We start from the raw sequence: 12441 nt of genomic DNA, 5'->3' as shown, positions 1-12441 counted from the left end.
GTCTGCACTTGACGAGGTATTCCACGAGTCTAGCGCAGCTACGCACTTCACCGAGCGAAAGCGTTTCCCGGAATAATCATATCTGCCCTTCTCCCCAGCGCTCCCCCTTCCCAAGGACCGCCCATCCATGCCAATCCAGCGTCCGGCCTTTTCATCCCCCACCCGCATAAATACAGGAAATCTGGGCAAAAATTTCCTTGACACACAAATTATTTCATGATAAGATGAAAAATGCACTATTGTGGTAAGCTAGGCTCATAAGGCCGTAGTATGCCCAAAATTAAACCATAGAAAGAAAACAGGGGTGAAACGTCGAATGGAGAAAAGCAGGATGCGTCCGGTGAAAGCCGGTAAAGGTGTAAGAATGACCTTCTCAAGACAAAAAGAAGTTCTGGAAATGCCGAACTTGATTGAGATTCAGAAAAACTCTTATCAGTGGTTCCTCGATGAGGGCCTTCGTGAAGTGTTTGCTGACATCTCCCCGATTGCAGACTTTGCCGGGCACTTGAGTTTGGACTTTGTAGATTTTACACTGTGTAAAGATGACATCAAATATACGATCGAAGAGTGTAAGGAACGTGATGCAACTTATGCTGCTCCTTTAAAAGTAAAGGTTAGACTTTGCAATAAGGATAAAGACGAGATTAATGAACATGAGATTTTCATGGGCGATCTGCCGCTTATGACCGACACCGGTTCCTTTGTAATCAACGGCGCTGAGCGTGTTATCGTAAGCCAGTTAGTACGTTCCCCTGGTATATATTACGGTATTGCACATGATAAGGTTGGTACGGAGCTTTACAGCTGTACAGTTATCCCGAACCGTGGAGCATGGCTTGAGTATGAGACGGATTCCAACGATATTTTCTATGTCCGCGTGGACAGAACGAGAAAAGTTCCGGTTACCGTCCTGATCCGTGCCCTGGGTTATGGAACCAATGCAGAGATCATTGAGCTGTTCGGTGAAGAGCTGAAGCTGGAGAAGAGCTTTGAGAAAGATCCTTCCAGCAACTACCAGGATGGCCTTCTGGAATTATATAAGAAGATCCGTCCGGGCGAGCCTCTTTCCGTAGACAGTGCAGAGAGCTTATTAAACAGCATGTTCTTCGACCCCAGAAGATATGACCTTGCAAAGGTAGGCCGTTATAAATTCAATAAGAAACTTCATTTTAAAAACCGTATTTCCGGCCAGACACTGGGTGAAGATGTCGTAGACATGTCAACCGGTGAAATTCTTGCGGAAAAAGGTACGGTAGTTGATAAACAGCTCGCAACCGATATCCAGAACGCAGCCATCCCTTACGTTTGGATTCAGGGCGAGAGAAAGAACCACAAAGTTCTCTCCAATATGATGGTAGACCTTGCTTCCTATGTGGATTTCGATCCGGAAGAGGTTGGCGTTACAGAGTTAGTATTCTACCCAATCCTCGAAGGTATTCTGGCAGAAGCTGGATCTCAGGAAGAATTAAAAGAACTGATTAAGAGGGATATCCACGATCTGATTCCAAAGCATATTACGAAAGAAGACATCATTGCTTCCATCAACTATAATATGCACCTGGAAGGCGGCATCGGCAACGCGGACGACATTGACCATCTGGGCAACAGACGTATCCGTGCCGTAGGTGAACTCTTACAGAACCAGTACCGTATCGGTCTCTCCAGAATGGAGCGTGTGGTTCGTGAGAGAATGACCACACAGGATATGGAAGGTGTTTCCGCACAGTCCTTAATTAATATCAAGCCGGTAACTGCAGCAGTGAAGGAGTTCTTCGGAAGCTCCCAGCTGTCCCAGTTCATGGATCAGAATAACCCTCTGGCCGAGCTGACACATAAGAGACGTCTTTCCGCATTGGGACCTGGCGGTCTTTCCAGAGATCGTGCCGGATTCGAGGTACGAGATGTTCACTATACACATTACGGCCGCATGTGCCCTATCGAGACCCCCGAGGGTCCGAACATCGGTCTTATCAACTCCCTTGCAACCTATGCAAGAGTAAACCAGTACGGATTTGTAGAGGCGCCTTACCGTGTCGTTGACAAGACAGATCCTCACAACCCTGTCGTAACAGAAGAAGTTGTATACCTGACGGCAGATGAAGAGGATAACTTCGTTGTCGCACAGGCGAATGAGCCGTTAGACGAGGAAGGCCACTTCATTCATAATAACGTATCAGGACGTTTCCGCGAGGAGACATCTGAGTTCCAGAAGAAGAGAATCGACCTGATGGACGTTTCTCCTAAGATGGTATTCTCTGTTGCTACGTCCATGATTCCTTTCCTGGAGAACGACGATGCCAACCGTGCGCTGATGGGTTCCAACATGCAGCGTCAGGCCGTTCCGCTTCTTAAGACAGAGGCGGCAGTCGTTGGTACAGGTATCGAGGGAAAAGCGGCGGTTGACTCCGGTGTCTGCGTAGTTGCAAAGAATGCAGGCGTGGTTGAGCGTTCCGCATCCAACGAGATCATTATCAAGAGAGATTCCGATGGAAACAGAGATGTTTACCATCTTACAAAATTCAAGAGAAGCAACCAGAGTAACTGTTATAACCAGAAACCGATTGTTTACAAGGGTGATCATATCGAGGCTGGAGAAGTTATCGCAGACGGCCCGTCCACAGACAACGGTGAGATCGCTCTGGGCAAGAACCCGTTAATCGGATTCATGACCTGGGAAGGTTACAACTACGAGGATGCCGTTCTTTTAAGCGAGCGGCTGGTACAGGAAGATGTCTATACTTCCGTCCATATTGAAGAATATGAGGCAGAAGCACGTGACACCAAGCTGGGACCGGAGGAGATCACAAGAGATGTTCCTGGTGTCGGCGAGGACGCATTAAAAGATCTGGACGAGAGAGGTATCATCCGTATCGGTGCCGAGGTCCGTGCAGGGGACATCCTAGTGGGCAAGGTTACTCCAAAGGGAGAGACGGAGCTTACCGCTGAAGAGAGACTGCTGCGTGCCATCTTTGGTGAGAAGGCCAGAGAAGTGCGTGACACTTCGTTGAAGGTACCTCACGGCGCTTACGGTATTATCGTAGATGCCAAGGTATTTACAAGAGAGAACGGTGATGAGCTTTCTCCAGGCGTGAACGAGACAGTCCGCATCTACATCGCACAGAAACGTAAGATTTCCGTAGGTGATAAGATGGCCGGCCGTCACGGTAATAAGGGTGTTGTTTCCCGTGTGCTCCCTGTAGAGGATATGCCGTTTCTTCCGAACGGACGTCCGCTGGATATCGTTCTTAACCCTCTGGGCGTGCCTTCACGTATGAATATCGGACAGGTTCTGGAAATCCATTTAAGCCTTGCTGCAAGAGCGCTTGGATTCAACGTGTCCACACCGATTTTCGACGGCGCAAACGAGATAGATATTCAGGATACCCTGGAACTGGCCAATGACTATGTCAACAGCTCCTGGGAGGAATTTGAAGAGAAATACAAAGATAAGGCTGATCCGAAGCTGATGGAATACCTGGGAAGCCATCTGGAACACAGAGCGCTCTGGAAAGGCGTGCCTCTGGGGCGCGACGGTAAGGTGCGTCTGCGCGACGGCCGTACAGGAGAATATTTCGACAGCCCTGTAACAATCGGACACATGCATTACCTCAAGCTCCACCATCTGGTAGATGATAAGATCCATGCACGTTCTACCGGACCATACTCCCTCGTTACACAGCAGCCTCTGGGTGGTAAAGCTCAGTTCGGCGGCCAGCGTTTCGGAGAGATGGAGGTTTGGGCTCTCGAGGCATACGGTGCATCCTACACACTGCAGGAGATCCTGACAGTGAAGTCTGATGACGTTGTAGGCCGTGTTAAGACTTATGAGGCAATCATCAAGGGTGAGAATATCCCTGAGCCTGGTATCCCTGAGTCCTTTAAGGTACTTCTTAAAGAGCTTCAGTCCCTGGGCCTGGATGTCAGAGTCCTCAAAGAGGACGGTTCCGAAGTGGAACTGGCCGAAACAATCGACTATGGCGATACAGATATCCGTTCTATCCTTGAAAGTGACAGCAAACATTACTCCCAGAACGAGTCTCTCGGAACCCTTGGTTACCAGGAGCAGGAATTTAAGGACGGAGAATTAGCGGCTGTAGAAACTACAGATGACAGCGACGACTTTGCAGAAATTCAGGATGATTTTGACGACGTTCAGGACGATGATTATTCTGATGATGAAGAATAAATAGGAGGGAGTACTGTTCATGCCAGAGACAAACGAAACTTATCAGCCATTGACATTTGATGCAATCAAGATTGGTTTGGCATCCCCTGAGAAGATCCTTGAATGGTCCCACGGCGAGGTAAAGAAGCCGGAGACCATCAACTACAGGACATTAAAGCCGGAGAAAGACGGTCTGTTCTGTGAGAAGATTTTCGGACCCAGCAAAGACTGGGAGTGCCATTGTGGTAAATATAAAAAAATCAGATATAAAGGTGTAATCTGTGACCGATGCGGCGTAGAAGTAACAAAAGCCAGTGTCCGCAGGGAGCGCGTGGGCCATATCGCCCTCGCGGCGCCTGTTTCCCATATCTGGTATTTCAAGGGAATCCCAAGCCGTATGGGCCTGATTCTCGATATATCTCCAAGAACACTGGAGAAAGTTCTTTACTTTGCTTCCTATGTTGTACTGGATCCGGGCAAGACCAGCCTTCAGTACAAACAGGTATTATCCGAGAAGGAATACCGCGATGAGCTTGAGAAATACGGCTACGGCAATTTCCGTGTGGGAATGGGAGCCGAGGCGATCCAGGAACTTTTACAGGCCATTGACCTTGAGAAGGATTCCGAAGACTTAAGAAAGCAGTTAAAGGATGCCACAGGCCAGAAGCGCGCCCGTATCATCAAGAGACTGGAAGTAGTTGAAGCATTCAGAAACTCCGGCAACAAACCGGAGTGGATGATTATGACCGTGGTTCCGGTTATTCCGCCGGATATCCGTCCTATGGTACAGCTGGACGGCGGCCGTTTTGCAACATCCGACTTAAACGACTTATATAGAAGAATCATCAACCGTAACAACCGTCTTGCACGCCTTCTGGAACTGGGCGCTCCCGACATCATTGTCAGGAACGAGAAACGTATGCTCCAGGAAGCAGTCGACGCACTCATCGACAACGGCAGACGGGGCAGACCTGTTACAGGTCCTGGAAACAGAGCCCTCAAATCCCTCTCCGATATGTTAAAGGGTAAACAGGGCCGTTTCCGCCAGAACCTTCTGGGCAAACGAGTTGACTATTCGGGACGTTCCGTTATCGTCGTTGGACCGGAACTGAAGATTTACCAGTGCGGCCTTCCGAAAGAGATGGCGATCGAGCTGTTCAAGCCGTTCGTTATGAAGGAACTCGTTTCCAACGGTACGGCGCACAACATTAAAAATGCAAAGAAGATGGTAGAGCGTCTCCAGCCCGAAGTCTGGGATGTACTGGAAGACGTTATCAAGGAGCATCCGGTTATGTTAAACCGTGCCCCTACACTGCACAGACTTGGTATTCAGGCTTTCGAGCCGATTCTGGTAGAAGGTAAGGCGATCAAGCTTCATCCGCTTGTTTGTACCGCTTTCAACGCCGACTTCGACGGTGACCAGATGGCCGTCCATCTGCCGCTGTCCGTAGAGGCCCAGGCAGAGTGCCGTTTCCTCCTCCTGTCTCCTAACAACCTGTTAAAACCGTCGGATGGCGGACCTGTAGCCGTTCCTTCACAGGATATGGTTCTTGGTATCTATTACCTGACACAGGAAAGGCCGGGAGCAAAGGGCGAAGGCATGGCCTTCAAGAGTGTAAATGAGGCGATTCTGGCTTATGAGAACGGTGAGGTTACACTTCATTCCAAGGTTAAAGTGAGAGTGCAGAAGAGAATGCCGGACGGTACCGTTAAGACCGGTATTATCGAGTCTACCGTAGGCCGCTTCATTTTCAATGAGATTATTCCTCAGGACCTCGGTTTTGTGGACAGAAGCATCGAAGAAAATGAGTTAAAGCTGGAAGTTGACTTCCACGTAGGCAAGAAGCAGTTAAAACAGATTCTTGAAAAAGTTATCAATATTCATGGAGCAACACAGACAGCCGTGACACTTGACGATATCAAGGCAATTGGTTACAAATACTCCACAAGGGCGGCCATGACCGTATCTATTTCTGATATGACCGTGCCGGAGAGCAAGAAGCAGCTCATTGAAGATGCCCAGGCTACCGTTGACCAGATTGCCAAGAACTTCCGCCGTGGCCTTATCACAGAGGAAGAGCGTTACAAAGAAGTTATCGAGACATGGAAGGCGACCGATGATCAGCTGACCCACGACCTGTTAACCGGACTTGACAAGTACAACAACATCTACATGATGGCCGATTCCGGAGCCCGTGGTTCTGATAAACAGATTAAACAGCTGGCAGGTATGCGTGGACTTATGGCCGATACAACAGGCCATACCATCGAACTTCCTATCAAGTCCAACTTCCGTGAGGGTCTTGACGTACTGGAGTACTTTATCTCCGCCCATGGAGCGCGTAAAGGTCTGTCCGATACGGCGCTGCGTACGGCCGACTCGGGTTACCTGACAAGACGTCTTGTAGACGTTTCACAGGATCTGATCGTACGTGAAGAGGACTGCTGTGAAGGAAAAGAAATCCCATTCATGGAGATCAAAGGCTTCATGGACGGACAGGAGACGATCGAGGCGCTTGAAGAGCGTATTACAGGCCGTTTCATCGCAGAAACAATCACGGATCCCGATACGGGAGAAATTGTTGTTAAAGCAAACCATATGTGCACTCCGAAGCGTGCGGCAGCCGTTATGGCGGCACTCAGGAAACAGGGAAGGGACAGCATCAAGATCCGTACCGTCCTGACCTGTAAATCCCATATCGGTGTATGTGCGAAGTGCTACGGCGCCAACATGGCGACGGGACAGCCGGTCCAGGTAGGTGAGGCAGTCGGTATCATTGCCGCTCAGTCCATCGGTGAGCCTGGTACACAGCTGACCATGCGTACGTTCCATACGGGCGGTGTTGCCGGCGGCGATATCACACAGGGTCTTCCCCGTGTCGAGGAGCTTTTCGAGGCACGTAAGCCGAAGGGACTTGCAATCATTGCTGAATTTGCAGGCATTGCAACAATCAAAGATACAAAGAAGAAACGTGAGATCATCATTACAGATAATGAGACAGGAAATTCCAAGGCTTATCTGATCCCTTACGGTTCCAGGATCAAGATTCAGGACGGCGCTTACCTTGAGGCCGGCGATGAGCTGACGGAAGGTAGTGTAAACCCGCATGATATTCTGAAGATTAAGGGCGTCCGCGCCGTTCAGGATTACATGATCCAGGAGGTTCAGCGAGTTTACCGTCTGCAGGGTGTAGAAATCAACGATAAGCATATCGAGATGATTGTACGCCAGATGCTGAAGAAGATTAAGGTCGAGGAGAGCGGAGACGCCGATGTACTTCCGGGAACCTCTATGGACGTTCTGGATTACAACGATATGAACGAGGCTCTGATCGCGGAAGGCAAAGAACCGGCAATCGGCCGTCAGGTTATGCTCGGTATCACAAAGGCTTCCCTGGCTACGGATTCCTTCCTGTCGGCCGCTTCCTTCCAGGAGACGACAAAGGTTCTGACAGAAGCAGCCATCAACGGTAAAGTTGATAAGCTGATCGGTCTGAAAGAGAACGTTATCATCGGTAAGCTGATTCCTGCGGGAACCGGTATGAAGAGATACCGTTCCATCAAGCTGAATACAGATGTGGAAGAAGAGGATGAGATTATGCTGGCCGACGATGAAATCGACCTGGATATTCTCGACGAAGCAGACAGAATTGTTCTGAATGAGGATGATTTGAGCGAAGAATAAAATAAACGGCAGGCCGGATGTTCAGTCCGGTCTGCCGTTTTTTGCACTTCAAGATGATAAGTTTTTTCTGCAAAATTAGCCCGGTCCCTTACAACAACTTCTAATCCTCAGTGTCTTCATATTTCTGCTCCAGTTTTTTTCTCTGCTTTTGGGTCAATGTTCCGACCAAAGTAAGGGCTGCAAAGGCAAAGCAAAATATAAATATCATAAATATGCCGGAAGACAGGAGTATATCCGAAAACGGCAATACTTTGCCGGAGGCCGACAGACGGATATACTGTAGTATCGTAAAAATAATGGAAGCAATAACTGCCGAACCTGCCGACCAGAACAGATAAGACTTGATTCCCGGCTTCATGTGGGTAAAGTCCTCCCATTCGCCCCTGCGTATATCGGAAATAATTAAATAAATGCCACCAATCAGCAGGATCGAAAATTCGGGGGCATAATAGGCAAACGGTAGATTCAGTAACCAGGACTGTATGATTAGAGATGCGATTAGCAGTGTGTAAAAGATCCAGCATGTTATTTTTCTTGACTGAAGCATTTCCAATGTTTGTCTTTCATCCATGTTATTCTTAAATAATTTCATTTATCTTCCTCCTCCCAGAATAATTCGTCCAATGTTTTGTGAAGCGTCTGGCAGATACTGATACACAAATTCAATGAAGGTTTGACACCGGAGACGTGAGTGATTAGAATGAATAGAGACGGAATAATAGGAGGGTAAGTGTCCCATTGCGTAATATAAGAGAGGAGGGGGAGTATGGATGCACGGGAATTAAGATATGTAGTTGAACATCGTTTTTTGCCGGATGAACTGTTCCGGGATCCGGCGCAGATAATTGGCACACTGTCACATAAAAAGGAAGAACTTATCTGGAAACTGTATGATATTCTTTCCAACGCAGAAAAGATAGAAAATCCTTATAAAAAAGAAGATTTCTCCGTCCGGCTTTACAGGCTGGAGGAGCCGTGGTTTATGGCACAGATTATAATGCCCGAGCCTGGGTCGGAGCCTCTTTGCAGCAGAGTGTACATTGTATTCGGGGAAGAATTTAAAAAGGTTTACTATTTCACTGTTGAAAAGGGGGGCGCGCTCCCAAAAGGCGGTAAGGATGAATGGTTTTTATGCAGATGGACGGACAAAAAGGAACATGAAAATTACGGCAGAATTTCCGGAGATGAGAAGGAAGAGATCGCAAGGATTATGGAACTGATCAATAAAGACAGTGAGGCCTGACGGAGAAATGACCGGAGGCTGACGCCATCAATAAAAACCAGCGGACCGGACAAGTGGAACCGGGCTGCTGGTTTTTATATAATGGAATAAAATCTCAGGCCGTGAGAATCCGGCGTTTGTCATTTTGAATGCCGTAGAGAACGCGGGCCGTAACGGATATGAGTACGATGAAGGCTCCAATCATGGAGCGGAACCCGGGGGCTTCTCCGAGAAATAAGAAGACCCATACCGGATTCATCACCGGATCAATAATCGGCAGCAGAACGGTTTCAAGAGCGGAGAGTCCCGTGCTGGCGATGGCATAGAGGGTGTAGGTAACGGCGCATAAGGTTCCGGCCAGAAGCAGGAAAAGGATGCTTCTGGTATCAGGCATTCCGGCGAAGCAGACAAAGGGGATACCGATGACACCGGAAATCACATTTCCGAAAAACATGGCCAGCGCCGGGCTGCCATCCTTTTCAAGACGGAGAAAGATGGATATTCCGGCAAAGGTGACTCCGTTTAACATGGCGATCAGCTTTCCCATCAGGCTCCCGCCGCCCGCAGAGTCGGTAAAAAACAGGATCATTCCGCCAAAAACAAAGACCATGCTGAAAATATCCGCTTTTATAATCCGCTCCCTTAGAAAGATCCAGGCCAACACCGCTACGTAAATCGGGGCGGTATACTGCATCATGATGGCGATGGCGGAAGAAGCCAGTTTTGTCGAAACGATAAAACTGTAGTTAAAGGCGGCATAGCAGACGGCGCCGCCGACGACATAACGGCTGATATGCAGATTTTTCTTTTTTAGAATGAGGGGAGCAAGCAGTACAGAGGCAATAATACTGCGTCCGGTGGCAATTGCATAGGGACTCCAGGCGATCATTTTGATATTCCATCCGGCCAGGCTCCACAAAAGGGCAATAATACAGGTCAAAAGCATAGCTTTTTTATGGTTCATGATGTTACGTTCCTCCGCACATATCGTGTTATTTTATGAAATTTCTTCGTTGTCTTTATATCTCGCAATCCCCCAGCCGGTAAAACCGCAGAACAAGCCAATCAACGGGGTCAGGTAGCACAGGAAAATGTACGGCAGGTATTCCATAAAGGGTACATTGATGGTGGCGACAATATAAAGCGCCGTGGAACTCCATGGAATCATAGTGCCTCCAATGGTATTACAGTCTTCCATGAGTCTTGATAAGTTTTCAGGTTTTAAACGTTTTTCTTTGTAGATATCGAGCATGGTGGACTGCAGCATAACGTCGGAAAAATAATGGGAACCGGAAAGCATCTGGGCAACATATGCAATTATTTCCGATATCAGTATCAGGCTCCCGGTGGAACGGATTAATTTTGCCAGCTGGGTTACAATGACGTGGATGACGCCCATTTCCTTCATCATTCCGCCGATGCCGACACAGAAAATAATCGTCATACAGGTCCCGAGCATGCTGGTAATGCCTCCGCGGTTCAGTAAGGAAGCGAGAAACGGATTTTCAAATTCTCTGCTAAAGCCGTTGTAAAGACTGTTGAATGCCAGCGGAGTGGTGGAACCCTGGTACAGAATGGCAACGAGAATTCCGGCAAAGGAACCGGCCAGCAGGGCCATGGTCGGATTTTTACGCATGAGGAGCAAAATGAGTACAATGGCAACGGGAATCATAACCGGAATACCTAAATGAAAGTTGGCGGCAATGCCTTCCTGGGTAGCCAGAATTAAAGAGGTATCCAGGCTGCTTGTCTGAGACACCCGGAGTCCTAAGACGGTGAAAAGGCCGAGCGTGATGAGGTAAGAAGGTCCCGTCGTATACATCATATGGCGGATATGGGTGCTGAGAGGAGCGCCTACGATGGCAGCCGTAAAATTGGTGGTATCGGACAGCGGGGAGATTTTGTCTCCAAACCAGGCGCCGCAGATAGCCGCACCTGCGGTCATTCCGGCAGGAACACCCAGACCGGCCCCGATCCCGACGAGGGCAACACCCATGGTTCCCAGCGTCCCCCAGGAAGTTCCGGTTGAGACCGAAACGATGGAACAGAGAATCAAAGAGGCGGGAAGAAAGAATTTGGCGCTCATGATGTTCATTCCGTAATAAACGATGGAAGGAACGGTTCCGGATGCCATCCAGGTGCCGGTCAGGCCGCCGATGGCGAAAATAATAAAGAGCGTGGTCAGGATACCGGAAAGGCTTTCTGCCGCTTTTTTCTCCAGGATGTCATAGCTGAAACCGAGCGGAACCGCCAGAACGGTCATCAAAAGCCAGTTTAAAAACATAATAACGTTTAAAGAAGCCCCGAAAAGCTTCATGCCCGCGAACGTGCTGACCGCCAGGGCAAGAAGCACAAAGAGCGAATACTGAAATGATGGTGTCTTAAAAGTTTTTTTGTTTTCCATAAAAAGATCCCCCAATAGATTGATTATAGTAGATGCTTAGCGGCACAGGCCGATAAAATTTTTGAAGAGGCACAGTGATTCTTCCGATTTCAGCAGAAGCATTTCAGGATGCCACTGAACTGCGGTTATTTTTTTACCCGGAACCCAGAGCCCCTCCGCAACACCGTCGGGAGCTATGGCACAAAGCTTTACGCCTGTTCCGGGATCCTTCACCGACTGATGGTGGATGCTGTTGACTTCAAGTTCCGTGCGGCCATAAATCCGGTGGAGCGGTGAGCCTTCTTCTAATGTAACGGTATGTACGGCATCACTTCTGACATGGGCGAAGGAATGGCCTCCGCAGCCCGGGCATTGGGCGGGAATATCCTGATAGAGTGTGCCTCCCAGAGCAACGTTAATCAGCTGCATCCCGCGGCAGATTCCAAGAAGCGGCTTGTCGGCCCTAATCGTTTCCTGAATCAGGGCTATGTGGGTGCGATCCATCTCTAGATCAAAACTGCCGCATTGAGAATGGGGAAGTTCATGATAGAGGATGGGGGATACGTCCATTCCCCCGGTTACGAGTATTCCGTCGCACAGTTCAATATAGCGTCGGATTTCCGGTAATCCGCATACCGGGGGCAGGGAAATGGGAATTCCTCCGGCTTTGATAACGGCATCTATATAGTCGGTGTTGACAGACGCCTTGGGTATTCCATTCAAAAAAGTATCTTCCATAAACATTCTGGCCGAAGTCAGGCCGATAACAGGTTGCTGGTTCATTTGTAAAATCCTCCAAATCTAATTTCAATTAAAATAAAAACGCGTTTGTCTTATAAGAAAAGCAATTTACGTGCCAAAAATATTGTGAAAATTAAAAGAAATAGAATTTTGTAAAGTAAGGCTCGGATTTTTCTTGTAATATCAAGGGGGAATAGAATGGCGTTTTTTCGGGAAAAAAGGAAAAAACAGTCGTAAAAAGATAG

Annotated in this window: 7 protein-coding genes; 3 read left to right on the top strand and 4 right to left on the bottom strand. The window is 48.4% G+C overall.

The window, feature by feature from the left end; genetic code table 11:
* The first annotated feature begins 316 nt into the window (after positions 1-316).
* Positions 317-4186: a DNA-directed RNA polymerase subunit beta gene (locus V3C10_20325; GenBank protein ID WVP61623.1), complete on the top strand. Its 3870-nt coding sequence runs from the start codon at positions 317-319 to the stop codon at positions 4184-4186.
* Positions 4187-4205: 19 nt separating this feature from the next.
* The gene (gene rpoC, locus V3C10_20320) at positions 4206-7850 is read left to right on the top strand and encodes a DNA-directed RNA polymerase subunit beta' (GenBank protein WVP61622.1); all 3645 of its coding nucleotides are present in this window, start codon (positions 4206-4208) and stop codon (positions 7848-7850) included.
* A 100-nt stretch (positions 7851-7950) separates the two neighbouring features.
* Here the strand turns inward: rpoC and V3C10_20315 are convergent, their stop codons facing one another.
* Positions 7951-8442 carry a DUF6773 family protein gene (locus tag V3C10_20315; GenBank protein WVP61621.1) on the bottom strand — a complete coding sequence of 164 codons (492 nt, stop codon included), beginning with the start codon at positions 8440-8442 and terminating at the stop codon, positions 7951-7953.
* A 174-nt stretch (positions 8443-8616) separates the two neighbouring features.
* Between V3C10_20315 and V3C10_20310 the strand changes: the two genes are divergently transcribed.
* Positions 8617-9093 carry a hypothetical protein gene (locus tag V3C10_20310; protein WVP61620.1) on the top strand — a complete coding sequence of 159 codons (477 nt, stop codon included), beginning with the start codon at positions 8617-8619 and terminating at the stop codon, positions 9091-9093.
* A gap of 94 nt (positions 9094-9187) precedes the next feature.
* Here V3C10_20310 and V3C10_20305 read toward each other — a convergent pair whose 3' ends face one another.
* From V3C10_20305 to V3C10_20295, 3 genes are read right to left on the bottom strand one after another with little or no spacing between them, the layout of a single operon-like run.
* Positions 9188-10036, bottom strand: coding sequence for a DMT family transporter (locus V3C10_20305; protein WVP61619.1), 849 nt, complete (start codon positions 10034-10036; stop codon positions 9188-9190).
* Between the two features lie 33 nt (positions 10037-10069).
* Complete coding sequence (gene nhaC, locus V3C10_20300) at positions 10070-11476, bottom strand: Na+/H+ antiporter NhaC (GenBank protein WVP61618.1); 1407 nt, start codon at positions 11474-11476, stop codon at positions 10070-10072.
* Positions 11477-11512: 36 nt separating this feature from the next.
* Positions 11513-12238 (bottom strand): gamma-glutamyl-gamma-aminobutyrate hydrolase family protein, encoded by a 726-nt coding sequence (locus V3C10_20295; GenBank protein ID WVP61617.1) that lies wholly within the window; start codon positions 12236-12238, stop codon positions 11513-11515.
* Positions 12239-12441 lie beyond the last annotated feature (203 nt).

The organism is [Clostridium] symbiosum (assembly GCA_036419695.1).
GTDB classification, from domain to species: domain Bacteria; phylum Bacillota; class Clostridia; order Lachnospirales; family Lachnospiraceae; genus Otoolea; species Otoolea symbiosa_A.
Note: the sequence above shows the minus strand (reverse complement) of the source record. Positions and strands in the feature narration are given on the sequence as shown.

Coding starts and splice junctions, on each gene's coding strand:
- V3C10_20325 (WVP61623.1), top strand. CDS start 317: ATGGAGAAAAGCAGGATGCGTCCGGTGAAAGCCGGTAAAGGTGTAAGA.
- V3C10_20315 (WVP61621.1), bottom strand. CDS start 8,442: ATGAAATTATTTAAGAATAACATGGATGAAAGACAAACATTGGAAATG.
- V3C10_20310 (WVP61620.1), top strand. CDS start 8,617: ATGGATGCACGGGAATTAAGATATGTAGTTGAACATCGTTTTTTGCCG.
- V3C10_20295 (WVP61617.1), bottom strand. CDS start 12,238: ATGAACCAGCAACCTGTTATCGGCCTGACTTCGGCCAGAATGTTTATG.
- nhaC (WVP61618.1), bottom strand. CDS start 11,476: ATGGAAAACAAAAAAACTTTTAAGACACCATCATTTCAGTATTCGCTC.
- rpoC (WVP61622.1), top strand. CDS start 4,206: ATGCCAGAGACAAACGAAACTTATCAGCCATTGACATTTGATGCAATC.
- V3C10_20305 (WVP61619.1), bottom strand. CDS start 10,036: ATGAACCATAAAAAAGCTATGCTTTTGACCTGTATTATTGCCCTTTTG.